25 protein-coding genes are annotated in these 26831 nt (G+C 73.1%); 10 read left to right on the top strand and 15 right to left on the bottom strand.

Annotated elements, in window-relative coordinates; all coding sequences use genetic code 11:
• Positions 1–54: 54 nt before the first annotated feature.
• Positions 55–4368 carry an Ig-like domain-containing protein gene (locus tag DEI99_RS13890; protein ID WP_284180854.1) on the bottom strand — a complete coding sequence of 1438 codons (4314 nt, stop codon included), beginning with the start codon at positions 4366–4368 and terminating at the stop codon, positions 55–57.
• Positions 4369–4508: 140 nt separating this feature from the next.
• Here DEI99_RS13890 and DEI99_RS13885 point away from each other — a divergent pair, with 140 nt between their 5' ends.
• From DEI99_RS13885 to DEI99_RS13875, 3 genes are read left to right on the top strand one after another with little or no spacing between them, the layout of a single operon-like run.
• A complete protein-coding gene (locus DEI99_RS13885; protein ID WP_254782996.1) occupies positions 4509–5600 on the top strand; it encodes a 3-oxoacyl-ACP synthase III in 1092 nt (363 codons plus the stop codon).
• Between the two features lie 8 nt (positions 5601–5608).
• Positions 5609–8389: an alpha/beta fold hydrolase gene (locus tag DEI99_RS13880; protein WP_284181001.1), complete on the top strand. Its 2781-nt coding sequence runs from the start codon at positions 5609–5611 to the stop codon at positions 8387–8389.
• The gene (locus DEI99_RS13875) at positions 8386–9354 is read left to right on the top strand and encodes an NAD-dependent epimerase/dehydratase family protein (protein WP_284180853.1); all 969 of its coding nucleotides are present in this window, start codon (positions 8386–8388) and stop codon (positions 9352–9354) included. Before DEI99_RS13880 ends, DEI99_RS13875 begins: the two co-directional genes overlap by 4 nt.
• 289 nt (positions 9355–9643) lie before the next feature.
• Here DEI99_RS13875 and DEI99_RS13870 read toward each other — a convergent pair whose 3' ends face one another.
• From DEI99_RS13870 to DEI99_RS13825, 10 genes are all read right to left on the bottom strand, one after another.
• Positions 9644–10288 (bottom strand): gamma-glutamylcyclotransferase family protein, encoded by a 645-nt coding sequence (locus DEI99_RS13870; protein ID WP_284180852.1) that lies wholly within the window; start codon positions 10286–10288, stop codon positions 9644–9646.
• A 48-nt stretch (positions 10289–10336) separates the two neighbouring features.
• Positions 10337–10753, bottom strand: a complete 417-nt coding sequence (locus tag DEI99_RS13865; RefSeq protein WP_284180851.1) for an MFS transporter permease — start codon at positions 10751–10753, stop codon at positions 10337–10339.
• Complete coding sequence (locus DEI99_RS13860) at positions 10750–11817, bottom strand: Asp23/Gls24 family envelope stress response protein (RefSeq protein WP_284180850.1); 1068 nt, start codon at positions 11815–11817, stop codon at positions 10750–10752. The genes DEI99_RS13865 and DEI99_RS13860 overlap by 4 nt, the downstream gene beginning before the upstream one ends.
• 76 nt (positions 11818–11893) lie before the next feature.
• Entirely contained in the window at positions 11894–12067 is a 174-nt protein-coding gene (locus DEI99_RS13855) for a CsbD family protein (protein WP_071262688.1), read from the bottom strand.
• A 90-nt stretch (positions 12068–12157) separates the two neighbouring features.
• Positions 12158–12721: a hypothetical protein gene (locus DEI99_RS13850; RefSeq protein WP_284180849.1), complete on the bottom strand. Its 564-nt coding sequence runs from the start codon at positions 12719–12721 to the stop codon at positions 12158–12160.
• Positions 12718–13293, bottom strand: coding sequence for a DUF6286 domain-containing protein (locus DEI99_RS13845; protein WP_284180848.1), 576 nt, complete (start codon positions 13291–13293; stop codon positions 12718–12720). The genes DEI99_RS13850 and DEI99_RS13845 overlap by 4 nt, the downstream gene beginning before the upstream one ends.
• 9 nt (positions 13294–13302) lie before the next feature.
• Positions 13303–13617 (bottom strand): Asp23/Gls24 family envelope stress response protein, encoded by a 315-nt coding sequence (locus tag DEI99_RS13840; protein WP_284180847.1) that lies wholly within the window; start codon positions 13615–13617, stop codon positions 13303–13305.
• Positions 13614–13805, bottom strand: coding sequence for a DUF2273 domain-containing protein (locus DEI99_RS13835; protein WP_071262684.1), 192 nt, complete (start codon positions 13803–13805; stop codon positions 13614–13616). Before DEI99_RS13835 ends, DEI99_RS13840 begins: the two co-directional genes overlap by 4 nt.
• Complete coding sequence (locus DEI99_RS13830; protein ID WP_284180846.1) at positions 13802–14269, bottom strand: Asp23/Gls24 family envelope stress response protein; 468 nt, start codon at positions 14267–14269, stop codon at positions 13802–13804. The genes DEI99_RS13835 and DEI99_RS13830 overlap by 4 nt, the downstream gene beginning before the upstream one ends.
• Before the next feature lie 161 nt (positions 14270–14430).
• On the bottom strand, positions 14431–15645 hold the full coding sequence (locus DEI99_RS13825) for an AraC family transcriptional regulator (RefSeq protein WP_284180845.1): 1215 nt from the start codon (positions 15643–15645) through the stop codon (positions 14431–14433).
• Between the two features lie 97 nt (positions 15646–15742).
• Between DEI99_RS13825 and DEI99_RS13820 the strand changes: the two genes are divergently transcribed.
• The 4 genes from DEI99_RS13820 (at position 15743) to pgi (ending at position 20392) form a co-directional block, all read left to right on the top strand.
• Positions 15743–16033 carry a metal-sensitive transcriptional regulator gene (locus tag DEI99_RS13820; RefSeq protein ID WP_284180844.1) on the top strand — a complete coding sequence of 97 codons (291 nt, stop codon included), beginning with the start codon at positions 15743–15745 and terminating at the stop codon, positions 16031–16033.
• A gap of 26 nt (positions 16034–16059) precedes the next feature.
• Positions 16060–16278 carry a heavy-metal-associated domain-containing protein gene (locus DEI99_RS13815; protein WP_284180843.1) on the top strand — a complete coding sequence of 73 codons (219 nt, stop codon included), beginning with the start codon at positions 16060–16062 and terminating at the stop codon, positions 16276–16278.
• Complete coding sequence (locus DEI99_RS13810; protein WP_284180842.1) at positions 16275–18521, top strand: heavy metal translocating P-type ATPase; 2247 nt, start codon at positions 16275–16277, stop codon at positions 18519–18521. Before DEI99_RS13815 ends, DEI99_RS13810 begins: the two co-directional genes overlap by 4 nt.
• Positions 18522–18685: 164 nt before the next feature.
• Positions 18686–20392, top strand: a complete 1707-nt coding sequence (gene pgi, locus DEI99_RS13805; RefSeq protein ID WP_284180841.1) for a glucose-6-phosphate isomerase — start codon at positions 18686–18688, stop codon at positions 20390–20392.
• A 113-nt stretch (positions 20393–20505) separates the two neighbouring features.
• Here pgi and DEI99_RS13800 read toward each other — a convergent pair whose 3' ends face one another.
• Entirely contained in the window at positions 20506–21414 is a 909-nt protein-coding gene (locus DEI99_RS13800; RefSeq protein WP_284180840.1) for a LysM peptidoglycan-binding domain-containing protein, read from the bottom strand.
• Between the two features lie 121 nt (positions 21415–21535).
• Between DEI99_RS13800 and DEI99_RS13795 the strand changes: the two genes are divergently transcribed.
• The 3 genes from DEI99_RS13795 to DEI99_RS13785 all read left to right on the top strand — a co-directional run bounded on the left by DEI99_RS13795 (position 21536) and on the right by DEI99_RS13785 (position 24627).
• Positions 21536–22039: a hypothetical protein gene (locus tag DEI99_RS13795; protein WP_284180839.1), complete on the top strand. Its 504-nt coding sequence runs from the start codon at positions 21536–21538 to the stop codon at positions 22037–22039.
• A gap of 250 nt (positions 22040–22289) precedes the next feature.
• Positions 22290–23771, top strand: coding sequence for a sugar porter family MFS transporter (locus DEI99_RS13790; RefSeq protein WP_284180838.1), 1482 nt, complete (start codon positions 22290–22292; stop codon positions 23769–23771).
• 115 nt (positions 23772–23886) lie between these two features.
• Entirely contained in the window at positions 23887–24627 is a 741-nt protein-coding gene (locus DEI99_RS13785) for a ZIP family metal transporter (protein ID WP_284180837.1), read from the top strand.
• 79 nt (positions 24628–24706) lie between these two features.
• Here DEI99_RS13785 and DEI99_RS13780 read toward each other — a convergent pair whose 3' ends face one another.
• From DEI99_RS13780 to DEI99_RS13770, 3 genes are all read right to left on the bottom strand, one after another.
• Positions 24707–25681, bottom strand: a complete 975-nt coding sequence (locus DEI99_RS13780) for a zinc-binding dehydrogenase (protein WP_284181000.1) — start codon at positions 25679–25681, stop codon at positions 24707–24709.
• Between the two features lie 26 nt (positions 25682–25707).
• Complete coding sequence (locus DEI99_RS13775) at positions 25708–26130, bottom strand: organic hydroperoxide resistance protein (RefSeq protein WP_284180836.1); 423 nt, start codon at positions 26128–26130, stop codon at positions 25708–25710.
• 109 nt (positions 26131–26239) lie between these two features.
• Entirely contained in the window at positions 26240–26680 is a 441-nt protein-coding gene (locus DEI99_RS13770; RefSeq protein WP_284180999.1) for a MarR family winged helix-turn-helix transcriptional regulator, read from the bottom strand.
• Positions 26681–26831 lie beyond the last annotated feature (151 nt).

The raw sequence follows: 26831 nt of genomic DNA, 5'->3' as shown, positions 1-26831 counted from the left end.
CCGCGTCCCCGGGTCGGGGAACGCGAGCCGGGCCTCCCGTCCGACGTCCGTGGTTCAGTGCTGCACGTCGTCGCGCCGCCGGCGACGGCCGAGCAGGCGCAGGAACGCGCCGAGCCCGAGCGCCGTCAGTGCTGCGGCGAGCCAGCCGCCGAGTTCGACGCCGGTGAAGGCGAGCTCGTCCGCCGTGGCGGAAGTGGCGTGTGCGGTGCTCCGCGCCGGACGCTGGTCGGACGTGCCGGTGGCCGCGACGCTGCCGGTGCCCACCGGTGGTGCGACGGTGCCGGGCAGGGTCACCACGGGCGTGGTGATCTCGGGCAGAGCGTCCCCGCCGTCCTCGCCGTCCTGTTCGGGCACGAGCGTGACGAGCATGCTCGATCCCGGCGACTCGTTGCCGACGTGGTCGATCGCGACCACCGAGAGCAGGTGCGCTCCCGGCTCCAGCGGCACGGTCGTGCGGAAGGCGAAGTGCCCCTCCGCATCGGCGGTGCCCCGGCCGATCTCGCGACCGTTGGCGTCACAGATGACGACCGTCGCGCCCGGCTCGGCCGTCCCGCGCACGACACCGGTGCCGTCGACGATGTCGTCGAAGGCCTCGAGTACGGGGGCACTCGGAGCTTCGGTGTCGACGTCGACGGTCGTCTCGGTCGGGCCGGACACGTTGCCGACCTCGTCCTCGACGACCACGACGAGGTCGTGCTCGCCGTCGGTGAGCGGCCGGTCGAGTTCGACGGTCCAGTCGCCGTTGTCGTCTGCGGTGCCGCGTCCGAGTTCGGTGCCGTCCTGATCGCGGACGATGACGGTGGAGCCGGGTTCAGCCGTGCCGGTGATGGGGCCGGTGCCGTCGGCGAGGTCGGACGGGCTGGTGACGACGGGCTTCTCCGGTGCTTCGGTGTCGATGTCGACGGTGGTCTCGGTCGGCTCCGACTCGTTGCCGACCTTGTCCTGCGCGACGACTTCGAGCTTGTGGTCGCCTTCGCTGAGCGGCTGGTCGAGTTCGACGGTCCAGTCGCCGTTCTCGTTCGCGGTGCCGCGGCCGACTTCGGTGCCGTCTTCGTCGCGGACGATGACGGTGCTGCCAGCCTCTGCGGTGCCGGTGATCGGACCCGTGCCGTCCGCGAGATCGGACGGGCTGGTCACGACGGGCTTCTCAGGGGCTTCGGTGTCGACGTCGACCTTGGTCTTGGTCGGGTCGGAGACGTTTCCGACCTTGTCTTCGGCGACAACCTCGAGCTTGTGTTCGCCTTCGGTGAGGGGTTCGTCGAGGACGATCTCGAAGTCGCCCTCCTCGTTCGCCGTGCCGCGGCCGAGTTCCTTCCCGTCCTCGTCGCGGATGATGACGGTGCTGCCAGCCTCTGCGGTGCCGGTGATGGGGCCGGTGCTGTCGGCCAGGTCGGACGGGCTGGTGACGACCGGGGCCTTGGGGGCTTCGGTGTCGACGTCGACGGTGGTTTCGGTCGGCTTCGAGGTGTTGCCGACCTTGTCTTCGGCGACGATCTCGATCGCGTGCTCGCCCTCGGGGAGGGGTTCGTCGAGGACGATCTCGAAGTCGCCGTTGTCGTCCGCCGTGCCGCGGCCGAGTTCCTTACCGTCCTCGTCGCGGACGATGACGGTCGAGCCAGCCTCAGCAGTGCCGGTGATCGGACCCGTGCCGTCCGCGAGGTCCGTGGGGCTGGTGATGACCGGCTTCTCGGGTGCCTCGGTGTCGACGTTGACGGTGGTTTCGGTCGGCTTGGACGTGTTGCCGACCTTGTCCTCGGCGACGATCTCGAGCTTGTGCTCGCCTTCGGAGAGGGGTTCGTCGAGGACGATCTCGAAGTCGCCGTCGTCGTTCGCGGTGCCCCGGCCGAGTTCCTTCCCGTCCTCGTCGCGGATGATGACGATGGCGCCGGCCTCGGCGGTGCCGGTGATGGGGCCGGTGCCGTCGGCGAGATCGGCGGGGCTGGTCACAATCGGCTTGTCGGGGGCCTCTGTGTCGACGTCGACGGTGGTCTCGGTCGGCCTCGAGGTGTTGCCGACCTTGTCCTCGGCGACGACCTCGAGCTTGTGCTCGCCCTCGGTGAGGGGTTCGTCGAGGACGATGGTGAAGTCGCCGTTGTCGTCTGCGGTGCCGCGGCCGAGTTCCTTGCCGTCCTCGTCGCGGACGATGACGGTCGCGCCGGCTTCTGCGGTGCCGGTGATGGGTCCGGTGCCGTCGGCGAGGTCGGACGGGCTGGTCACGACCGGCTTCTCCGGGGCTTCAGTGTCGACGTCGACGGTGACCGGGGTGACGGTCGAGGTGTTCCCGACCCTGTCCTCGGCGACGACCTCCAACTCGTGCTCGCCCTCGGAGAGGGGTTCGTCGAGCACGATCGTGAAGTCGCCGTCCTCGTCGGCGGTGTCCCGGCCGAGTTCCTTCCCGTTCTCGTCGCGGACGATGACGGTGGCGCCGGCCTCTGCGGTGCCGGTGATCGGGCCGGTGCCGTCCGCGAGGTCCGTCGGACCGGTGACGACCGGGGGGTTCGGGGCGGCCTCGTCGACCTCGACCGTGATGGGCGTGGGGATCGAGACGTTGCCGGAGGCGTCCTCGGCGACGATCTCGAGTGCGTGGGCGCCGTCGGACAGTCTCTCGTCGAGCACGACCGTGAACTGGCCGTTCTCGTCGGCTTCTGCTCGGCCGAGCTCCTTGCCGTCCAGGTCCCGCACGATCACTGTCGAGCCGGCCTCCGCGGCGCCGGTGAACGGACCGGTGCCGTCGGCGAGGTACTCCGGGGTCGTGCTGATCGGTGCGTCCGGAGGGGTGACGTCCGGAGCGGTCACAGTCACCGGCGTCGGGTCGGAGGTGTTGCCCTCGTCGTCCTGGGCGACGACCTCGACGTCGTGGTCGCCTTCGACGAGGGGACTGTCGAGCTCGACGGCGAAGTCGCCGTTCTCGTCTGCCTCTCCGCGGCCGAGCTCGGTGCCGTCCTCGGCCCGGACGATGACGGTGGAGCCAGCCTCCGCCTTCCCGCGCACCGGACCGGTCGGGGTCGCGAGGTCCTGCCGCGCGACCGTCGGCGCGTCCGGCGCGGTCGTGTCCGGGACGACCGCGGTCGCCGGTGTGCTGTCGGACTCGTTGCCGACGCGGTCGGCCGCCACGACCTCCAGGTCGTGCGACCCCTCGGCGAGCGGTTCGTCGAGGGTGACCGAGAAGTCGCCATCGACGTCGGTCTCACCGCGGCCGAGCTCGGTGCCGTCGGCGTCGCGCACGATGATCGTCGTGCCGGGCTCGGCCCGCCCGGTGATCGGGCCGGTCGGGTCGGTGAGGGTGCCGGGGTCGTCGACGATCGGCGCCTCGGGTGCGACGGCGTCGACGTCGAGGGTGGCGGTCGCCGGCTCGGCGGTGAACCCGTTGCGCTGCTGGACCGCGGTGACGGTGACGGGACCGTGCGGCAGCGCCTCGGTGACGGGGAGGGACCACGTCCCGTCGTCGCCGACCGGCACCTCGACCGGCGACCGGTCGCCGACGGTGACGTCGACCGTGCCGCCGGGGACACCCGTGCCGGTCACCGTGGGCGTCGGGCCGACCGGGGAGTTCGGTGCGTCGATGACGGCGGCGGTCAGGGGGATCGTGATCTTCCACGTCGACGACGTCAGCGGGTTCGAGTTGACGTAGTCGGTCGCGGCGTTCGGCTCGAAGTACCCGTGGACGCTGACGACGTCGCCGGGGAGTGCGGTGTCATCGACGCGGACCGGGACCCGGATGTGGTTGTAGTTCGCCCCACCGGTGCCCATCGACTGGGGGTTCGCGCCGATGCAGTCGGTCTGCTTCGGTGAGGTGAACGTGCAGTTCGCGACGTTCGCCGTGCCCGAGTTCGCCACCGAGTACGGCCGGGGTGAGGTGGGGAACGTCGCCGGCCCGTCGATGGTCCAGTGGATGTCGAGGGTGCGGGAGGGGATGGTGAAGCCGCTCTCGTTCTTGATGTTGAAGATCGAGCTCTGGAACAGGTCGCCCGCCTTGCCGGTCGCGTCTGCGAGTCCCTCGACGTGGACGTCGATGGTCGTCTCGTTCGGGGTGACCGCGTCCGGCGTGGCGGTGGCGCTCGGTGTGCGCGGAGCCGCGGCCTCCGCCGACGGGGTGGCCGTGGGCGTCGGTGCCGGCTCGACCTCAGGAGCCGCGGGGGTCTCCACGACCTCCGGCGGCGCGGTCTCCTCGGGGGCGGCCGGGACGAGCGAGCCGGAGGGCTCGTCCGTCGGCTGCTCGGGGGACTCGACGTCGACCTCGTCGGGGCGCTCGTCGCTCGACGGCGCGTCAACCGTGGCGGTCGTCGCCGCCGCCATGTCGGGGACGGCGAGGGGCGCGAGGGCCAGGAGCAGGGCGGCGGCTGCGGTGGACGTGGTGCGCGAGGACATACGGGCTCCGATCAGAAGTGAACGAAGCCATCGTATGCAATATGTATTTCAGATGCAATGCATCACGAGGAGTTGATGCGCTGAACCGCATCCGGATCGCGCACACAGCCCGGATGGGGAAGTATGTATCGGTGACGATCATGACGGAACGGCCGGTCGACCAGGCAGTGAGCGGTGGACGAGCGCCGCGCAACGAACCCGAGCAGCCCGGCAACGCCACGGCGAAGCACCACAACGTGTCGCTGCTCTCCGTTGCGACGACCACCGCCGAACGCGTGACGACCTCTGCGGACATCGAGCAGCGCCTGCGCGGGGTGCTCCGCCGCCTGCGTCTGCCGATGGGGTTGCTCGAGCGTGTGGCCGGGGTCATCGAGCGTCGCAACTGGGGCGAGGACCAGACCTTCCAGGACGCCGCGATCGACGCCGGACGTCGCGCCATGGCCGAGGCCGGTGTCCGACCCGACGAGATCGGGCTGCTCATCAACACGTCGGTGACGCGCCCGCACCTGGAGCCGAGTGTCGCCGTGCGGTTGCACCACGGGCTCGGCCTGCCGTCGTCGGCGATCAACTTCGACATCGCGAACGCCTGCCTCGGGTTCGTCAACGCCATGAGCGTCGCCGCCGGCATGATCGACTCCGGGCAGATCAAGTACGCGCTGGTGGTGGACGGCGAGGACGCCGACCAGGTGCAGCTCAACACGATCGACCGCCTGAACCAGGGCGGCCGGAACCGCAAGGACTTCATGAGCGAGTTCGCGAGCTTGACCCTCGGGTCCGGTGCCGCGGCCGCCGTGCTCGGCCCGGCCGACCTGCACCCCGAAGGACACCGGATCATCGGCGGGGTCACCCGTGCGGCGACCCAGTGGTACGACCTGTGCGTCGGCAGCGTCGACGGCATGTTCACGGACGCGAAGATGCTGCTCAAGGGCGGCATGGAGCTCGTCGTCGCCGCCTGGACCGAGGCCCGCGCCCACTTCGACTGGGCGAACATGGACCGCTACGTGCTGCACCAGGTCTCCGACGTGCACACCAACGCCTTCGTCGAGGCGATCGGCATCCCGCGCGACAAGGTCCCCACCACGTACCAGCGCTTCGGCAACGTCGGGCCCGCGTCGATCCCGATCACCCTGGCCGACGAGGTCGCCTCCGGCGGCATCCGTCGCGGCGACCGCGTGTTCCTCGGCGGCGTCGGCTCGGGCATCAACACGGCGATGATGGAACTGCACTGGTGACGTCGCGGCTGCCCCGCGTCGCCGCGAGCACCGCTCCGGCGACGCAGCCGCCCTCCCTGCCCGGTCTCGACCCGGCCTGGTCGCGTTTGGTCACGGTCCCCGAGTGGTCCGAAGAGCGGACTGGGCCCACGCCGCCGGTTCCGGAGCGACGCGCCAGCGGCGCGCCGGCCGTGCCGGTGGGGAGAGGCACGGATCGCGCCGCGCGCACCTGGCACCTCCTCGACACGGCCGGGTCCCTGGCCGCGCTCGGCGTGGAGCCGGTCGGCACCATCCTGTGCGTGCACGGCAACCCGACGTGGTCGTACCTGTGGCGGGCGGTGCTCCGCGCCTCGCTCGAGACCGCCCGCGCGGGCGGTCCGGCCTGGCGCGTGGTCGCCGTCGACCAGCTCGACATGGGCTTCTCGGAGCGCACCGGCGTCGAGCGCGGGCTCGCGCAGCGCGTCGCGGACCTCGGCGCCCTGACCGACGAGCTCGGGCTGACCGGCCCCGTCGTCACGCTCGGCCACGACTGGGGTGGGGTCGTGTCGCTCGGCTGGGCCGTCGACCACCCCGAGGTCCTCGCGGCAGCGATCACGTGCAACACGGCCGTGCACCAGCCCGACGACGCGCCGATCCCGGCGCCCCTCCGCCTCGCACTCGGGCCGGGCATGCTCGGCCGCGCCACGGTCGTGACGCCGGCGTTCCTCGAGACGACCCTCGCCATCGCGCACCCGAAGCTCGAGCGCGCCGTGGCCGACGCGTACCGAGCGCCCTACCGCGGAGCTGCCCGCCGCGGCGGCATCGGCGGCTTCGTCGCCGACATCCCCGTCGACGCGGACCACCGGAGCGCCGCCGAGCTCGACCGGATCGCCGCGGGCGTCGCCGCGCTCGAGGTCCCGGCGCTGCTGCTCTGGGGACCCCGCGACCCGGTGTTCCTCGAGCGCTACCTCGACGACCTCACCGCCCGGCTGCCGCACGCCGACGTGCACCGCTTCGAGGGCGCCGGCCACCTGCTGCCCGACGACGCCGACGTCGCCGGCACGGTGCTCGACTGGCTGGGTGACCGCCTGCCGGACGGGAGCGTCCCCGACGACGTCACCCCGGGCCTCCCGTCCGCCCCCGACCAGCACGCGGACGCGAGCCGCCCGCTGTGGAGCCGTCTCGACGAGCTGCGCGACAGCGACGACGCAGCCCTGGTCGAGATGGCCGCGGCCGGTGGGCCCCGCACGGTCTCGTGGCGGCTGCTCGCCCGCCGCGTCGACGAGATCGCGGCCGGGCTCGCGGACCTGGGCGTCCGCAGCGGCGACCGTGTCTCGCTGCTCGTCACACCGGGTGCCGACCTGACCGCGGTGCTCTACGCCTGCGTCCGCATCGGAGCGGTCGTCGTCGTCGCCGACGCCGGGCTCGGACTGCGCGGGCTGACCCGTGCGGTGCGCGGCGCCCGGCCGGCCTGGATCATCGGCGCGCTGCCCGGACTCGGAGCGGCCCGTGCGCTCGGGTGGCCGGGGCGGCGCATCGCGACCGTCGCGCTGCCGGCTCCCGCTCGGCGAGCGCTGCGCGTCGAGCACACCCTGGTCGACGTGGCGCGACGCGGTGCCCGTCGGCTCGCGAGCGGCGCGACGCTGCCGGCCGCACCGGACGCCGGAGCCCCCGCCGCGGTGCTCTTCACCTCGGGGTCGACCGGCCCCGCGAAGGGCGTCGTGTACACGCACGGGCAGCTCGGCGCGGTGCGGGACGTCCTGGCGGCACAGTACGACATCGGGGTCGGCACCGGACTCGTCGCGGGGTTCGCCCCCTTCGCGCTGCTCGGCCCCGCCCTCGGCGCGCGCTCGGTCGCCCCGGACATGGACGTCACCGCTCCCCGGACCCTGACGGCCCGGGCCGTCGCCGACTCGGTGGCCGCTGCGGACGCGACCGTGGTGTTCCTGTCGCCGGCCGCGCTGGCGAACGTCGTCGCGACGGCGCCGGCGCTCACCGAAGACGACCACCGCGCGCTCGGACGGGTCCGGTTGTTCCTGTCCGCCGGCGCACCCGTGTCCGAGCCGCTGCTCGCCGCGGCGACGGCGCTCATGCCGAACGCGAGCGCGCACACGCCCTACGGCATGACCGAGGGCCTGCTCATGACGGACGTCGACCTGGACGGGGTGCGGTCCGCCGCCGCCTCGGCGCAGGAGGGCATCTGCGTCGGCGTCCCCGCGGCGAACGTGCGCGTCCGGATCGCGCCGCTCGACGCCGACGGCCTGCCGACCGGTGCGCTGACCGACGACCCCGGCATCACCGGCGAGATCGTCGTCGCGGCGCCCCACGTCCGCGACCGGTACGACCGGTTGTGGCGGACGAACCGGACCGCGCGGCTCGGCGTCGCGGACCCGCGCGGGCACCGCACCGGCGACGTCGGCCACCTCGACGGGTCGGGCCGGCTCTGGGTCGAGGGACGACTGCAGCACGTGCTCACCACGGCCGACGGCGTCGTGACGCCGGTCGGGCCGGAGCAGCGCATCGAGTCGGTCAGCGGTGTCGGGCGCGCCGGGGTCGCCGGCATCGGGCCGCGCGGCACCCAGCAGGTCGTGGCCGTGGTCGAGCGCTCCGGCGCCGGCCGCCGGTCCCGCCGCGCCGCGCTCACCGGACCCGCGCTCGCCGAGCCCGCGCTGGCCGCGGCAGTGCGTGCCGCCGCCGGTGTGCCGCTCGCCGCGGTGCTGACGGTCCCGGTGCTGCCGACGGACATCCGGCACAACTCCAAGGTCGACCGCGCACGGCTTTCGCGGTGGGCGGAGCGGGTCCTCGCCGGCGGGCGGATGGTCCGACCATGAGGGTGCTCGTCACCGGGGCGAGCGGGTTCCTCGGCCGGGCGACCGCCGCGGCCGTTCGCGACGCCGGGCACGAGGTCCGGACCTTCCAGCGCCGTCCGTCCGGCGTCGCCGGCGTGCAGGACGTCGCCGGCACGATGACGGACGCCGCGGCCCTGTCGCGCGCCGTCGTCGGCGTCCACGCCGTGGTGCACCTCGCCGCGAAGGTGTCCCTGGCGGGCGACCCGGCCGAGTTCGGGCGGGTCAACGTCGACGGCACCCGGCTGCTGCTCGACGCGGCACGCACCGCCGGGGCCGAGCGCTTCGTGTTCGTGTCGTCGCCGTCGGTCGCGCACACCGGCAGCTCGCTCACCGGCGCCGGTGCGGGTCCCGCGGAACCGACCCGGGCCCGGGGCGACTACGCCCGGACCAAGGCCGCCGCGGAACTGCTCGCACTCGGGGCCGACGCGGCGGGGTTCGCGGTGGTCGCGGTCCGGCCGCACCTGGTGTGGGGGCCGGGGGACACCCAGCTCGTCGGGCGCATCGTCGAACGAGCACGGGCCGGCCGTCTGCCGCTGCTCGACTCCGGTGCAGCCCTCATCGACACCCTCTACGTCGACAACGCGGCGTCCGCGATGGTCGCCGCGCTCGACCGTGCGGCGGACGAGCGGGTGCACGGGAACGCCTACGTCGTCACGAACGGCGAACCGCGCCCCGTCGCGGACCTGCTCGCCGGAATCTGCATCGCCTCGGGCGTGCCGGCACCGCGGTGGCACGTGCCGGCCGTGGTGGCGCGGGCCGCCGGCTCGCTCGTCGAGGCCGTCTGGCGGGTCCGACCCGGGCAGGACGAACCGCCGATGACCCGGTTCCTGGCCGAGCAGCTGTCGACGGCGCACTGGTTCGACCAGCGTCGGACCCGCGCCGACCTGCGGTGGACGCCGTCGGTGACGATCGACGAGGGCCTGGCGCGTCTCGCGGCGGCTCGCTGACGCGGGGGCGGGCGCGGGCGCGGCGGGCGTTGGCCGGGGACGGGCGCGGTGGCTCGGGGCGCTGGCCGGGCGCTGGCCGGGGTGGGCCGTGGGGCGTCGCGACGTGGTGCGACGAGATCGACGTCGTGCGACGTCGACGATGTCGTCGGGGGTCAGCGTGCCCCGCTCAGTGCGCTCGACTCAGCGCCGCCCGACGCAGCGACGCCCGACGCGACAAGACCGACGTCGTGCGACACCGAGGTTGTCGCGCACCCCGCACACGCCGGACGCCCCGCACGCCCCGCGGGGGTCAGACCTGGTCGGCGGCGACGTACACCCACGCGGTCGTCCCCGAGGCGAGCGTCACCTCGATCCGCTGGTAGTCCGCCACCTCGTAGGCGTCGACGGCCTCGAGCTGCCAGGCGAAGCCGAGCACCAGGACGGCGCCGTCGACGCGGTCCTCGGCGGTGCCGCGGCGCAGGATCGGGTGGCGGTCGGACCCGCTCGTGCGGACCACCTCGGGGTCGGTGATCGTGACGTGGTCGATCCGCCACCCGGGCAGCGAGTCCGGCTCGGTGCGGACGACCCCGTCGAACAGGGCGTCCTGGACGGCGGACTGCTGCAGCGTGCCGTACGAGAAGACCCGGTGCGGGCCGTCGGGCTCGATGCGCGGCCGGCGAGCGGGGCGCGGCGCGACAGTCGGCGTCGTCGACCACACGACGGCCCCGGCGAGTCCGGTGAGACCGAGGTGGAGCAGCCCGAGCACGGCGAGCACGCCGCCCCAGAGGACACCGGATGTGTCGCCGGGACAGGGGACGGTGTACTCGTCGTCGCCGCAGACGGCGGAGGCGTGCACGACACCGACGACGATGCCGACCAGGCCGACGACGAGCAACAGGACGGCGAACCCGCCGAGGGCGACGACCCAGCGCTGACCGGGGGAGAGGCGTGACACACGCTCACCGTAGCGGAGCAGGGGGACGGTCGTGGCGCCGCATTCGGGTCAGCCGGTGAAGCGCTGCCAGAGCTCGGAGACGATCGGCCAGACGTCCCCGGCCCGGTCGGCCGATCCGACGGCCACCAGCACCACCGGGACGGCGGTCACGGCGACGGACACCAAGACCGCCAGCACGACCGCGATGGTCGCGGTGGTGGTGTGCCGTCGCGTCACCGCGAGGGCGAGCAGGGCGAGCACGACGACGGCCCCGACCAGCGCGACGACGGTGACGCGCACGAACGGGAACGGCACGAGCCCCGCGGTGGTGGCGGTGACGCCACCGAGGAAGCCGACCAGGGGCAGGAACGCCCCGAACAGCACCCCGGCGACGAGCACGATGCCGATGCCGCTCGCGATCCAGACGCCGCGGGGCCGGGGCCGGCGGGCACGAGGCGGCCGGCCGCCGGACCTGGCGGTGGTCACGGCCGGGTCCGGCCGGCGGCGTCTCCCGTGTCGGGGGGCGTCGCCGCGTGTGCTGCCGAACTCGCGTCGGCGGCCGCTGCGGCTGCTGCTGCGGCGTCCTCCGCTGCCTCGTCGGCCGCGTCGGCGGCACGGGCTGCGGCAGCGGCGGCGGCGGTGGCGTCGGCCTCCCCGTCCGCAGCGTCCGCGGCGACGGCGTCGTCGGCTCCGGCCGCCCGCGCGCGGTCGGCGGCGTCGCGGGCGTCGGCGGCAGCGTCCTCGGCGCCTCGGGACGCCTGGTCGAGCGCGTCCGAGGCCGCGTCCTGCACCCGGCCGGCGGTCGTGCTCGCGGCGTCGACTGCGTGCCCGGCGGCGTCGCGGGTGGCGTCGGCCGCCTGCTTCGCCGCGGCGGCGGTCGCGTCCGCCGCCCGCTTGCCGGCCTCGGCGGTCGCGTCGGCGGCACGCTTGCTGGTGGCGGCGGTGGCATCGGCGGCGCGCTTCGTGGCGTCGGCGGTGGCGTCCGCAGCACGCTTCGTCGCGTCGACCGTCGCGGCAGCGGCGTCCTTCGTGGCGTCTGCGGTGGCTTCGGCAGCGCGCTTCGTGGCGTCGGAGGCCGTGGTCGCGGCGTCCTTCGTGGCCTCGAGGGCGGACGACGCGGCGCGTTCCACGGGCGAGGGCTCGTCGTCGAACGGACCGTGCACGTCGAGGACGCGGACGTCCACCTCGGTCGGCAGCGTCGAGAGCTGTCGCACCGCGGCCGTGACCTGCCGACGGACCTCGTCGGCCACGGTCAGGACGGGCTGCGGGTAGCGGACGATGACGGAGACCTGCACGGCGAGTGCGTCGTCCTGTTCGTCGACCTGCACCCCGGCCGTCCCCGCGGAGCGGCCGAGCCGCTTGCGGAACTCGTCGGCGGCCCGGGACGCGATCCCGCCGAGGTGGTGCACGCCGGGCACGGCCAGCGCCGTCTCCGCCGCGGTGCGTGCGACGAGGGCCACGGTGCCCGCGTCGTCGGGCAGCGGCTCCGTGAGCTCTGCGGGCAGGGGCACCGTGGTGACCTGCGTGTGCGCGTCGGTGTCGTGCTGCATGGTTCCTCCTCGTTCGGGTCTGCGGGAACGCCACGGGGCACCCGTCTGCGCGGGTGCCCCGTGGTGGTCGTGCGACTCAGTGCTTGAAGACGTCCTTGACGTCTTCACCGGTCTGCTTCGCGCTCGCAGCCGTCTGGTCCTTCTTGCCCTCGGCGACCTTCGAGTCGTCGTTCGTCGCGTTCCCGAGGGCCTCCTTCGCCTTGCCGGCGAGGTCCTGGGCGGCGTTCTTGATCTTGTCGTCGAGTCCCATGAGGGTTCCTTCCTTCGGTCGGGCGCATGGCCCGGAGTGGTGGGTGGTGCTGGTGGGCCGGGAGGCCCGTGGTGCGTCGTCCGGTCGGCGTCAGTGGACGCGGGTCGGCTTCGCGAGCGCGGAGCGGGTCCCGCCGGTCAGGTGCACCAGGACGGGCACCTCGCGACCGAGGGTGCGGTCGAGCTCCGCGACGGCCCGGTCGACGGCGTCGAGCACCGTGACGGCGTCGCCGCCGCGTCGGACCGCGACCCGGATCCGTGCGGCGCGCTGCCGGCGGACGAGGTAGGTGTCGACGCGGGAGCCGACGACGTCGCGGACGCCGGACAGCTCGTGCTCGACGACGTCGCGGACGAGGGCGACGTTGACCGTGACGGCGTCGTCGCCCGAACGTTCGCGGACGGCGACGGCGGTGCCGCCCCCGCCGCGGGTGAACGCGTAGAGGAGTGCGAGCACGATCACGACGGCGCACACGGCAGCGACGATCCAGAGCGACGACGCGGGGACCGTCAGGCTGCTCGGCAGGTCGACGTACGGCGAGATCGCGTCCTGCACAGCCGGCAGCACGCCGGCGCCCATCGCCAGCCCGACGACCACGGCGACCAGGCCGAGGACGAACAGGATGATGCGGTTGAGGGTGCGGTTGCTCTTGGTCATGCGAGTGTGCCCTTCTCCTCGACGCGGACGCGGACGTTGCGGCCGAAGCGCTCGTCCAGACCCGACAGGCGGTCCCGGACGGCGTCGTGCACGGCCTGCTCGTCGACCGGGATGCCGGTGACGGGCACGATCCGGACGTCGGTGCGACGGCCGCGGGCGGTGGCGGAGGCATTGCCCTCCGGTACGCCCGCCGCGGTCCCGGCGGCGTTGGCCGCGGTCGAGGCCACGATGCGGGTGTCGATGACGACGGCGCCGCGGTCGTGCTCGACGATCGAGCGGTGCTGACGACCGGGCTTGAGGGCCAGGACGATCAGCACGATGCCGAGGACCACGAGCACCACGGCGACGACCTCGATGATCGTGACGAAGGTCGCGTCGGGCTGCAGCGCGGTGTCCACCGCGGTCTGCGGGTCGGCGAGGAGCGGACCCCGGCCGAGGGCGCGGAGCACCGACTCGGTGCCGATCCAGACGGCCACCAGGGCGAGCACCACGAGTGACACCGCCACGGCGGTGGAACGCGAACGGTGCACGCTCCGGCGACGGATGCGTCGTTCGACGGAACCGTTGCTCATGATGGCCTCCTAGTCGACCCGGGTCTCGTGCTCGCGCACGATCCCGGTCAGTTCGATGTGAGCGCTGCCGACCCGGCGGCCGGTGAGTTCGCTCACGCGGCTCTTGACCTCGTCGGCGACCCGGGTGGCACGCGTGACGAGGTCGTCACCCGCGGCGACCGGACCGGTGATGTCGAGCGCGATCGCGCCCTTGGCATCGCCGAGTCCGACCCGCACCCGCTTGGCGGGCGCGCCGAGCCGTTCGGCTGCGACGGCCCGGGCCAGCGAGGTCAGCGCGCGCGCTGTGATCTCGACGCGGCCCGGGACGTCCGGGCCGGCGGTCACCGGGAGCTCCGGCGCCCGGTGAGCACGTCGGTCAGGGCACCGCGGTCGATCTTGCCGGTCGCCAGTGCCGCGACGAGCGCACCCACGAGACCGAAGACCACGACGAGGACGAAGCCCCAGAACCCGAACTGCAGTGCGACGACTGCGAGGACGGCGCCGATGAGGGCGCCCATCAGTGTGTTGCTCATGCGACTCGCGCTTCCTTCTTCTCGTCGTCCTTGTCGTCGTCGTCGCCCGGGATGAAGACGTCCTGCACGGTGACGTTGACCTCGGCGACCTCCATGCCGACGATCTGCTCGAGCGCGCGGGCGACACCCTGGCGGACGCCGTCGGCGACCTGCTGCAGGGCCACCGGGTACTCGGCGACGATGATGATGTCCGCGGCGACCTGCTTCTCGCCGACCTCGACCTTGACGCCCTGGCCGAAGTCACGCTGGCCGATCGCGTCGCGGAGGGCACCGATCGCACGCGCTGCGCCGCCGCCGAGCGAGTGCACGCCGTTGACCTCGCGGGCGGCGATGCCGGCGACCTTCGAGACGACCGCGTCGTCGATGACGGTCTTGCCGGTGACACCGGAGCCGTTCGGCACCGTGCGGGCGGTCGTGGCCGCCACCGAGGTGGTCGCGGGGGTGGGGGTCGTGGTGTCTGCCATGGTGGTTCCTTCCGTGTGTCCCGCCGGGCGTTCCCAGCGGTTGCTGTTCACGGATGAGACGGGCTGCGATCGACCTTCGTCACACCGGGTCACGCGATCCCAGGGAACTGCCAGACAAGGGCTCGTGCGGGTGACGAACCGCCCCTGGGCGGGGGCAGACGTCAGCGGTCTCGTCGCAAATCGGCTGCCGTGCTGCGCGCTCGGGCCGCTCGGGCGGCACGCACGGACGCCATCGGCGTCTCACCGCGCTCGTCACGGAAGAGCTGCTGGAGGCGGCGGGGGAGCACCCCGGCCGCTGCCGCGACGTCGGCCAGCGACAGGTCGCCGTCGGCGTGCTGTTCGATGTACGCGAGGGCACGGCGGACCCGCCACGAGGGCCGCCCCGGTCGCGCGGCCAAGGCGCTCCGCAGGGTCGTCGCGGGGTCCTCGCCGAACCGTGCCCGGTAGGTCTCGGCGAAGCGACCCGGGTTCGTGAAGCCCCAGCGGCGTGCGACGGCCGTCACCCCGTCGGTGCCCGTCGTGTGCTCGGCCGTCGGCGACTCGTCGGCGCGCAGGAGCTCCGTGCGCACCTGGTCGAGTCGGTGGTCGCGCAGGAAGCGGTTCGGCGTGGAACCGAGCGTGCGTGCGAAGACGTCCTGCAGCCCGCGCTGGCTGAGGCCGCAGGCCGCCGCGATCTCCGGGACGGACGGCCGCGCGGCCGCGTGCGCCTCGATGAAGCGGATCGCGTCGCGGAGACGGTTCGCCACCGGCACGTCGTCGCCCCGGTTCCGGATCGGGAAGGTGTCGAGGACGACCACGGCCAGTCGACGGTTGAGCGCGGTGCGCATCGGGCCGAGCACGCGGTCGTCGACCAGGGCCGGGCCGATCTCGCCGATCAGGTGCCGGAGCGGCTCGCGTCGGGCGACGGTCTCGTCCTGCTGGTCGAACAGCAGGGGACCGGACGGCAGACGGTAGCCGAGGTCGCGGCCGACGGCCCGCAGGAACCGGTCGGCGATGTGCACCCCGTTGTAGACGGTCTCGGAGGACTCGAAGCGGTACTCCTCCGACGCCGAGGCGATGGAGGGGCTCCCGGGCAGGACGACGCGCGTGTGGTCGGTGAAGTGCATCTCGAGCCGACCCTTCGTCAGCCAGAACACGACGTGGTCGCTCCGGGGGCCGATCCGACCGCCGCGGCGACCGCCTTCGGCGCGCATGGTGCGCAGGGTGAGGTCGTCGTCGCCGACGACCGTGTACTCGTACCGGGCGTCGTGCGTCGCGAAGGTGTCGGTGGCGAACTCGGTGCCGTGGTACTCGGCCTCGAAGATGGCGGAGTAGTCCGAGCCCTCGCCGTCGACGAACCGCAGTCTGCGGAAGCCGTTCGTCGACGGGTCGGTCATGCGCCGATCATGCCAGGGGTTGCGCGCCGCGGTGATCGAGATACCCTAGGGGGGTACCGTGCCGGTCCGATCGGCACGACGAACGGCGGAGGACACCGTGCACGATCACGTCGGGTACATCGGCGACAAGGACGACCTGCTGAAGCGGCTCCGTCGCGCCGAGGGGCAGGTGCGCGGCATCGCCCGGATGGTCGAGGACGAGACGTACTGCATCGACGTCCTCACCCAGATCTCGGCGGCGAACCGCGCACTCGAACGGGTCGCGCTGTCCCTGCTCGAGGACCACCTCAGGCACTGCGTCGCCGAGGCCGTCGCCGAGGGCGGCGACGCCGCCGACGCGAAGGTGCGCGAGGCGAGCGACGCGATCGCCCGGCTCGTCCGCTCGTGACCACCCCGGATCCAGGAGGAGACACCATGACCACCGAGACCCTGCTCGTCGAGGGCATGACCTGCGAGCACTGCGTGATGAGCGTGACCGAGGAACTCACCGAACTCGACGGGGTGTCCGGCGTCGACGTCCGGCTCGTCGTGGGCGGCTCGTCCGAGGTCACCGTCACCTCGGCCGCCCCGATCGACGCGGACGCCCTCGACGGCGCCGTCACCGAGGCGGGGTACCAGGTCGTGCGGTCGTGACCGACCGCATCGTCGAGCTCGACATCACGGGGATGACCTGCGCCTCGTGCGCGAACCGCATCGAACGGAAGCTCGGCAAGCTGCCGGGCGTCACCGCCACGGTGAACTACGCCACCGAGAAGGCGCAGGTGCAGGTGGCCGACGACGGTGCGGCCGGTGCCGACGTGCTCATCGCCGCCGTGCAGGCCGCCGGCTACGGCGCCGCCGTCCCCGCACCACCGGCCGTCGACGACGCTCCCCGCGACGACGACGCGGCCGACCCACTGCGCCGACGCCTGGTCGTGTCCGCCGTGCTCGCCGTGCCCGTCGTGGTGCTCTCGATGGTGCCGGCCCTGCAGTTCCCCGACTGGCAGTGGCTCGCGCTGACGCTCGCTGCCCCCGTCGCGGTCTGGGGCGCGCTGCCCTTCCACCGCGCCGCGTGGGTGAACGCCCGGCACGGTGCCGCCACCATGGACACCCTGGTGAGCGTCGGCGTCCTCGCCGCCTTCGGCTGGTCGTTGTACGCCCTGTTCCTCGGCGACGCGGGCACGACCGGCATGCACATGACGTTCTCGTGGTTCGCGACCGACCCCGAGGCCACAGACCTGTACCTCGAGGTCGCGACGGCCGTGACGGTGTTCATCCTCGCCGGCCGGTACATGGAGGCCCGGGCGAAGACGCAGTCCGGCGCCGCCCTCCGTGCCCTGCTCGAACTCGGCGCGAAGGACGCCTCGCTCCTGCGCGACGGGGTGGAGCACCGCGTTCCCGCCTCGTCGCTCGCCGTCGGCGACGTCGTCGTGGTGCGACCCGGCGAACGGATCCCGGCCGACGGCCTCGTGCAGGACGGCTCCTCCGCCGTCGACCGCAGCATGCTCACCGGCGAGTCCGTGCCGGTCGAGGTCGGCTCGGGCGACCGGGTCACGGGCGCGACGATCAACGTCGGCGGTCGCCTCGTGGTCGAGGTCACGCGCGTCGGCGCCGACACCGAGCTCGCCCGGATGGGTCGGCTCGTCGAGGACGCGCAGACCGGCAAGGCCGAGGTGCAGCGCCTGGCCGACCGGGTCTCCGGGGTCTTCGTGCCGATCGTCATCGCGCTCGCCGTGCTGGCCTTCGTCGGCTGGCTCGTGTCCGGCGGCTCGGTCACCGCGGCGTTCACCGCGGCGGTCGCGACCCTGATCATCGCCTGCCCGTGCGCCCTCGGGCTCGCGACGCCGACCGCGCTGCTCGTCGGCACCGGCCGGGGGTCGCAGCTCGGCATCCTGATCGGCGGGCCGCAGGTGCTCGAACGCACCCGCGGGGTCGACACCGTCGTGCTCGACAAGACCGGCACCGTCACCACGGGGACGATGACCCTGCGGTCGGTGACCGCCGTCGCGGACCCCGGGGGCACCGAGACCGAGACCGAGGACGTCGTCCTGCGCCTCGCCGCCGCGGTCGAGGACGGCTCCGAACACCCCGTCGCCCGTGCCGTCACCACCGCGGCCCGTGCCCGAGGGGCGGACCTGCCGGTGGCCGAGCAGTTCACCGCGACCGCCGGGGCCGGCGTGCAGGCCGTCGTCGACGGCGCCGTGGTCCTGGTCGGCACGAGCCGCTGGCTCGCCGACTCGTGGTCGGTCACCCTGTCGCCGGCGCTGTCCGACACCGTCGAGCGCGCCGAGTCCGACGGGGCCACCGCGGTCGTCGTCGCCCGGGACGGCAGCGCCCTGGGCGTCGTCGTCGTCGGCGACACCGTGAAGCCCGAGGCCGCCGACGCCGTCGCACGCTTCCGGGCGCTCGGACTGCACCCGGTCCTGCTCACCGGCGACAACGACGGCGCGGCCCGCGCCGTCGCCGCCGCGGTCGGCATCGACGACGTGCACGCTCGGGCCACCCCGGCGACGAAGCTCGAGACCGTCCGCCGGCTGCAGGCCGAGGGCCGCAGCGTCGCCATGGTCGGCGACGGCGTGAACGACGCCGCGGCGCTCGCCGCGGCCGACCTCGGCATCGCGATGGGTGCCGGCACCGACACCGCCATCGCGGCGAGCGACATCACGGTGGTCAGCGGTCGGCTCACGGTGGTGGCGGACGCGGTCCGGTTGTCCCGCGCGACGCTCGGCGTCATCAAGGGCAACCTGTTCTGGGCGTTCGCGTACAACGTCGCAGCCATCCCGCTCGCGATGGCCGGCCTGCTCAACCCCGTCCTCGCCGGTGCGGCCATGGCGTTCTCGTCCGTGTTCGTCGTGACGAACAGCCTGCGGCTGCGTCGCTTCGCACCGCGGCCCTGAGACCGGCCACCCGCGTCCGGTGACGCGCGCAGCGAACGCGAGCCGCGCCTCCCGTCCAGCGGTGCGCACCCGCAGGCCAACAGCACTACGCTCGGAGACGGTCCGCGACGCAGCGCTGCGGTGACCCGCGGGCTTGTACGTCTTCAAGGTTCAGGAGGACCGAAGTGACCGAATCCGCTCCCGTCGACCCCACATCGACCGACGGCTGGAAGAAGCTGGACGGCATCGCCGCCGGCTTCACCCCGGACCTGCGAGGGTGGTTCGACAGCGACCCCGGTCGTGCCGAGCAGTACACGTTCCAGGCGGCCGACCTGACCGTCGACCTGTCGAAGGGCCTGGTGACCGACGAGATCCTCGCCGCGCTCCTGCAGGTCGCGAAGGACACCGGCGTCGCCGAGCGCTTCCAGGCGATGCTCGCCGGTGAGCACATCAACGTCACCGAGGACCGCGCCGTGCTGCACACCGCACTCCGCCGCCCGAAGGGTGCGACCCCGGCGCTCGTCGTCGACGGCCAGGACGTCGACGCCGACGTGCACGCCACGCTCGACAAGGTCTACGGCTTCGCCGAGCAGGTCCGCAGCGGCGCCTGGACCGGTGTCACCGGCAAGCGCATCGAGACCGTCGTCAACATCGGCATCGGTGGTTCTGACCTCGGCCCGGTCATGGTCTACGAAGCCCTGAAGCCGTACGTGCAGCCCGGGCTCGAGGCCCGCTTCGTGTCGAACATCGACCCGGCGGACATCTACGAGAAGACCGCGGACCTCGACCCCGAGACCACGCTCTTCATCGTCGCGTCGAAGACCTTCGGCACGCTCGAGACCCTGACGAACGCACGCCTGGCCCGCCAGTGGCTGTGGGAGGAGCTCGGCCTGACCGACGCCGCCGACGACGACAAGAAGAACGCCGTCGCCAAGCACTTCGTCGCCGTGTCCACCGCGCTCGACAAGGTCGAGGCGTTCGGCATCGACCCCGAGAACGCCTTCGGCTTCTGGGACTGGGTGGGCGGCCGGTACTCGGTCGACTCGGCCATCGGCACGAGCGTCGTCATCGCGATCGGCAAGGAGAACTGGGAGCAGTTCCTCGCCGGCTTCCACGCGATCGACGAGCACGTCCGCACCACGCCGCTCGAGCAGAACGTCCCCGTCCTGATGGGCCTGCTCAACGTCTGGTACACGAACTTCCTCGGCGCGCAGAGCCACGCGGTCCTGCCGTACACGCAGTACCTGCACCGCTTCGCCGCGTACCTGCAGCAGCTCACGATGGAGTCGAACGGCAAGCGCGTCCGCTGGGACGGCTCACCCGTCACCACCGAGACCGGCGAGGTCTTCTGGGGTGAGCCCGGCACGAACGGCCAGCACGCGTTCTACCAGCTCATCCACCAGGGCACCCGCCTGATCCCGGCCGACTTCATCACGGTCGCCAACCCGGCCCGTCCGCTGCAGGACGAGACCGGCGACGGCAAGGGCGTCGCGCCCGGCACCGACGTGCACACGCTGTTCCTGGCGAACTTCTTCGCGCAGACCAAGGCGCTCGCGTTCGGCAAGAGCGCCGACGAGGTCCGTGCCGAGGGCACCACCGACGAAGGCATCGTCGCGGCCCGCACGTTCCCCGGCAACAAGCCGACCACGTCGATCATCGCGCCGGAGCTCACCCCGAGCGTGCTCGGCCAGCTCATCGCCCTGTACGAGCACATCGTGTTCACCGAGGGCACCATCTGGGGCATCGACTCGTTCGACCAGTGGGGTGTGGAGCTCGGCAAGCAGCTGGCGCTGCAGGTCACGCCGGCCGTCGAGGGCGACCGGTCCGCGCTCGACGCGCAGGACCCGTCAACCAAGGCGCTCATCGCGAAGTACCTGGAGCTGCGCGGGTAGCGCACGCCCCCACCTGACGGACGGGAGGCCCGTGGCGGATCCGCCACGGGCCTCCCGTCCGTCGTGCGGTCGCGCTGGTCACGGCGCGGACGCGGGCTGGTCCCGCGCCGCGCTCAGCGGCCGAGCGGGTCCAGGTTCAGGGTGGTGCCCTCGTACAGGTGCTGGTCGTCGCCGAACACCTGCACGCCCTCGTTCAGCCAGACGAGCGCGCGCACGCTGATGCCGAAGCGGCGAGCGACGTCGCCGATGAGGTCGTCCGGCGCCACGGTGTAGGAACGCGGCGCCCCCGCGGCGGTCGTCGCGGCGACGGCGCCGGTCGCGTTGGGCCGGGACCCGGCGTCCACCGGGTGCACGTTCGTCTGCCGGGCGGGCACGGACCAGCGCACCGTCGTGACCGCGAGCACCTTGTCCGCGGCGATCTCCACCGGGACGTCCTGGCCGGGCTCCGCCGCCGAGTACGTGACGAGCGTGCCGAGGTGCGACGGGTCGACGCCGGAGCCGTCGAGCGGGACGTCCACCGAGGTCGGCGTCGTCGTCGCGCCGCCGAGGGTCCGGTCGCCGACGCCGTGGTAGGTCAGGCCGTCGCCGACCGCGCGGGGCAGGTCGAACAGGCCGACCCCGACCGGCACCGGCAGCGTCGAGGTGAAGCCGGAGTACTGCGCGGTGAAGGTGTCCTCACCCGTCGCGACGATCCGGAAGCGGAAGTGGACGCTGCCCTTCGGCGAGGCCACGTCGCCCTGCGCAAGCACGGTGCCGGCGGGGATCGGGGTCAGGGTCGGCGCGGGGGCCGCGCGTTCCGTGGGCTCCGGTGTCGGGGTGCGCGGATGTGCGGAGGACTCGAGGAGCTCGCCGTCGGTCTCGCCGTCCGGGGTGGGGGTCGGTGTCGCCTCGGCGGAGCGGCTCGGCGCGGTCGCCGGTCCGGACGGCGCGGGCAGCGCTCCGTCCGGTCCCCGCAGCAGCGAGCACCCCGCCAGGCCGGCCGTCGCCAGCAGCACGACCCCGATCGTCAGGCTCCGCTCCATGATCACCCCTCACGTCGATGCTAGACGTGCCCGGGCGCTCGAGCGAGGCGGTCGCCCGCTGCTGTGTCCCGGGACCCAGCGGTGGGCGTCCGGTGTCGGCCGGAGCGGCTACCGTCGAGGCATGGACCGTTCGGACATCCTCGCCGCCGCCGCTGCTGCCCACGCCGCCCGCATCGCCGAGGCCGGTGGCGACGACACCGCCGCCCGCGAGCGTGCCGCCGCCATGCACGGCCGCGACTCCCTGACCGACGAAGCGGTCCGCGCGGTCGACCGCCGGCGCGCCGGCGAGGCGGACCGTGCCGCCTCGCGCACCGAGGGCGTGCTGTCGGACTGGCACCGCATGGGCACCCGTCGTGGGGTGACACCCGATGCGCAGGTCCGCTCGGCGTGGTCCGTCGCCGGGGTGCCGGAGCGTGGCGACGCCCGCGCGCTCGCGAACGTGCTGCTCTCCGCCGCCGGGCACGCCGGTCGCGTGGCCGACGCCGCACGTCGGAACCCGGCGCTGTCCGGTGCGGCCAGCGCGGCCGCCCGACGGACCGTGCGACGCTCGACCGACCACGGCGCGGGCATGTCCTCGTTGGGGGACGTCCTCGGCGACGGTTCCGCCGACGGCGAGCGCCGGTGACGAACACCGACGACGAGCGCCGGTGACGAGCACCGACGACGAGCGCCGGTGACGAGCACTGACGACCGGGCCGGTGACGAACACCGACGACCGGGCCGGCGACGAGCGCTTCGCGGGCACCCGTCCTCACCAGGTCTTCTGTGGATCGGTCAGACACCGTGAAAGTAAGAATGTCCAATTGACAGGACATGTATCCGCGTTACCATCGGTCCACGCGCTGCGGCGCGATCACCGACGAAGGAGTCACCGAATGGTCGACATCGAACCGACGGCCCGGGCCGTCGCACTGCCCCCGATCGGCACCGGTCCACACCGCCGACGACTCGGCGTGCTGGCACTCGTCGCCACGTTCGGCGGCCTGCTGTTCGGCTACGACACCGGCGTCATCAACGGTGCCCTGAACCCGATGCGGGCCGAGCTCGGTCTCACCACCTTCACCGAGGGCGTGGTCACCAGCTCGCTGCTGTTCGGTGCCGCGATCGGTGCCGTGCTCGGCGGTCGCATCGCCGACGGATGGGGACGTCGCAGGGCGATCATCGGCCTCGCCGTCACGTTCTTCGTCGGCACGCTCATCTGCGTCGCCGCGCCGACGTTCGGCGTGATCGTCGTGGGCCGCGTGCTCCTCGGCCTCGCGGTGGGCGGCGCATCGACGGTGGTGCCGGTGTTCCTCGCCGAGCTCGCGCCCTACGAGATCCGCGGGTCGCTGTCGGGCCGCAACGAGCTCATGATCGTGATCGGGCAGCTCGCCGCCTACGTGGTCAACGCGGTCATCGGCAACCTGTGGGGCGAGGGCGACGGCGTCTGGCGCGTCATGCTGGCCGTCTGCGCGCTCCCCGCGATCGCGTTGTTCGTCGGGATGCTGCGGGTGCCGGAGTCGCCGCGCTGGCTCGCGTCGAAGGGCCGCACCGCCGAGGCGCTCTCGGTCCTCGAGCAGGTCCGGACCACCGAACGGGCCCGCGCCGAGCTCGACGACGTCACGCGGAGCAACGAGCTCGAGGCGAAGGCCGAGCGCGTCAGTGGATGGCAGACGCTGCGGGGCAACAAGTGGCTCGTCCGCATCGTGCTCATCGGTGCCGGACTCGGGGTCGCGCAGCAGCTCACCGGCATCAACTCGATCATGTACTACGGCCAGACCGTGCTCATCGAGTCCGGGTTCCAGGCGTCGGCCGCCCTCATCGCGAACATCGCCCCCGGCGTGATCGCCGTGGTCGGCGGCGTCATCGCGCTGTCCAACATGGAGAAGATCAACCGCCGCACGACGTTGCTCCTCGGGTTCACGCTGACGACGATCTGCCACTTCCTCATCGGCATCGCCTCGGTCGCCCTGCCCGAGGGCAACCCCGCCCGCCCCTGGGTCATCCTGTTCCTGGTGGTCGCGTTCGTCGGCTCGATGCAGACCTTCCTCAACATCGCGGTGTGGGTCGTCCTGTCCGAGATCTTCCCCACGCAGATCCGCGCGCTCGGCATGGGCATCTCGGTGTTCTGCCTCTGGACCGCGAACGCGTGCATCGGGCTGTACTTCCCGACGGTGGTCGCCGCCACCGGCATCACCGGGACCTTCTTCGGCTTCGGGGTCGTCGGGCTGCTCGCCCTGCTGTTCATCTGGAAGTTCGTGCCGGAGAGTCGCGGCCGCACCCTGGAAGAGGTCGAGGAGGGCGTCACGACCGGCAACATCTTCACGGTCCCGGTCACGGAGTCGCGCCGCTCGTCCGCACCACGCCGCACCGAGTGAGCAGAAGACGTCGGGTCGCCCCGGGGCACCCGACGTCTTCTGCTCACCATGGGCACGCAATGCGTGTCCGGGTGACCTCGGAGCGCACGCACCACCCGGTTCCTACACTCGACGCGTGCATCCCCTCCTCCTGGCGTCCGGGGCCGGTCTCGCGTCCGGTCTCGCCCTCGTCGTCGGCGCCGCGATCGCCTGGTTCGTCCGCGTGCCGCGCACCGTCGTCGCCACGATCACCGCCTTCGGCGCGGGCGTCCTCATCTCCGCGCTCTCCTTCGACCTGGTCGCCGAGGCCACCCGGTCCGGCACGTTCTGGACGGCGATGGCCGGGTTCCTCGGGGGCGCGGTGGTCTACGTCGGGCTCGACGTCCTGCTCGAACGCCGCGGGGCGCGCAAGAAACGCAGCGGGACCGGCTCGACGGGGTCCGGCACGGGGCTCGGCATCGCCCTCGGCGCACTGCTCGACGGGATCCCCGAGACGGCGGTGCAGGGCGTCGGACTCGCCGCCGGTGGGTCGCTGTCCATCGCGGTCGTCGCGGCCGTCATCATCTCGAACCTGCCGGAGGGGCTGTCGAGCACCTCGGACATGAAGGCGAACGGCCGCGGCGCCCGCTACGTCTTCACGGTGTGGGGGGCCATCGCCCTCGCCTGCGCCCTGTCGGCACTCGGCGGGTACGCGATCCTCGGGCAGGCCCCGGCCGGGGCGCAGAGCGCCGTGACCGCCGTCGCCGCCGGAGCGATCCTGGCGATGCTCGCCGACACGATGCTGCCGGAGGCGTTCCGGAAGACCGGACCCTGGACGGGCCTCATCGCCGTCCTCGGCTTCTTCGCCGCCTACGGCATCCACGTGATCGGCGGCTGACGCCGACGGACGCACCCCAGGACGGACGGGAGGCCCGTGGCGGATCCGCCACGGGCCTCCCGTCCGTCTGCTGGTCGCGCTACGGGCGCAGGAGCACCTTGCCGACGCGGCCGGCGGTGTCGCTGGCACGGACGGCGTCCTGGACGTCCTCGAAGGCGAACGTTTCCGCGACGGGGAGCGTCAGCGAGCCGTCGAGCACGCGGGTGATGAGCTCACCGAAGAGCTGCCCCTTCGTCTCGGCCGGCATGGTCCTGCTGACGACCGAACCCCAGAAGCCCTTCACCGTGAGCTGGCCGAAGATGACCTTCCCCGACGGGATCTCGAGCGTCGGCGACGCCATCGCGCCGAAGACGACGAGGGTGGCGTCCTCGCCGAGCACCGAGGCGATGTCGCCGGCGGCCTTGCCGCCCACCGACTCGACACCGGCGGTGACCGGGGCGCCACCGGTGATCGCGGCGACCTGGTCCTGCCAGTCGTCGGCGTCGGTGGCGACGATGCGCTCGATGCCCTGCTCGCGGAGCTCGTCGACGCCGGCGGCGCGGCGGACGAGTCCGATGACGTTGATGCCGCGGGCGGCGCCGAGCTGGGCGACCATGCGACCGACCGCGCCGTTGGCGGCGTTCTGGATGATCCAGTCGCCCTCGTGCAGGTCGAGCGAGTGCAGCAGGCTGATGGCGCTGAACGGCATCGACACGAGCTGGGCGGCGGCCTCGTCGGTCATCGCGTCCGGCACGGGGACGAGCCCGGCGGCGTTCGCGGTGTAGTACTCGGCCCAGACGCCGAAGGCGCCGCCGGCGACGCGCTGGCCGACCTGCAGGTTCGTGACGCCCTCGCCGAGCGCCTCGACGACGCCGAGCGCCTCGGTGCCGGACGCTGCGGGGAGCTCCGGCTTGAAGCCGTAGGTGCCGCGGACGGTCCACAGGTCGTGGTTGTGGATGGGGGAGAGGACCGTGCGCACGAGGACCTTGCCGGCGGCCGGGGTCGGCACGGGGCGCTGCTCGACGTGCAGCACGTCGGCGGGCTCGGCGAAGGTGTCGTGGACGACGGCGCGCATGGTGGTGGGGGTGGTGTCGGTCATGCTCAGTCCTCCGAGACGGTGATGGTGACCTCGATGTTGCCGCGGGTCGCGTTCGAGTACGGGCACACCTGGTGGGCGGCGTCGGCGAGGGCCTGGGCCTGGTCGTGCTCCATGCCGGGGATGACGACCTCGAGCATGACGGCGAGCTGGTAGCCGCCGTCGCCGTTCGGGCCGATCTGCACGCGTCCGCCGACCGACGAGTCGGTGATCCTGACCTTCTGGCTGCGGGCGACGCCCTGCAGCGCGGAGTGGAAGCACGCGGCGTAGCCGGCGGCGAACAGCTGCTCGGGGTTCGCGCCGTTGCCGGAGCCGCCCATCTCCTTCGGGATGGCGAGGTCGAATTCGACGGTGCCGTCGCTCGTGGCGACGTGGCCGTTCCGGCCTTCGCCGGTGGCGAGGGCCTCTGCGGTGTAGAGGACGTCCATGGTGTTCCTTCCTTCGGGGGGCAGTGCCTGCGTGGGGCGGTGGCCGAGCCCCGTCCCGGGGACCGGGTGGGGCGACGGGGCTCGGGGTCTGGGTGTCGACGCCGGTCGGTCAGGCGGGGTCGGCCGCGCCGGCCGGGTCCCTGGTGGCGGCGTGCATGGTCTCGGTCAGCCGGTGCAGCGTCGCGATGAGCTCCGCGGCGGCCTGCTCGTCGGGCAGGCCCATGCCGGCCGCGATCGACGCCGGGACGTGCCCGAGCTCGCCGCGGATCGAGCGGCCGCGGTCACCGAGGGTGACCGTGACGACGCGCTCGTCGGGGCTGCGGCGCTCGCGGCGGACCAGGTCGGACTGCTCCATCCGGCGGAGCAGGGGGGAGAGCGTGCCGGAGTCGAGCTGCAGGTGGTCGCCGAGACCCGAGACGGTCTGGTCGCCCTCGATCCACAGGGTCACGAGCACGAGGTACTGCGGGTACGTCAGGCCCCACGGCTCGAGCAGGGTGCGGTAGGCCTGCGTGGTCGCACGGCTCGCCGCGTAGAGGGAGAAGCACACCATCTCGTCGGTCACGGGCACGCCACAAGGATTGCACGCAACCGAGTTGTGCGCAACCTACCCGGCGCCGCGACTCGGCTCCGGGCCTCGGCGTCGGCGTCGGGTCAGTGCGGCCGGATCGCCGAGCACGCCCGACGGCCGGGACGGTTAGGCT

The sequence above is a fragment of the Curtobacterium sp. MCLR17_036 genome, from assembly GCF_003234445.2.
Classification (GTDB): Bacteria; Actinomycetota; Actinomycetes; order Actinomycetales; family Microbacteriaceae; genus Curtobacterium.
Note: the sequence above shows the minus strand (reverse complement) of the source record. Positions and strands in the feature narration are given on the sequence as shown.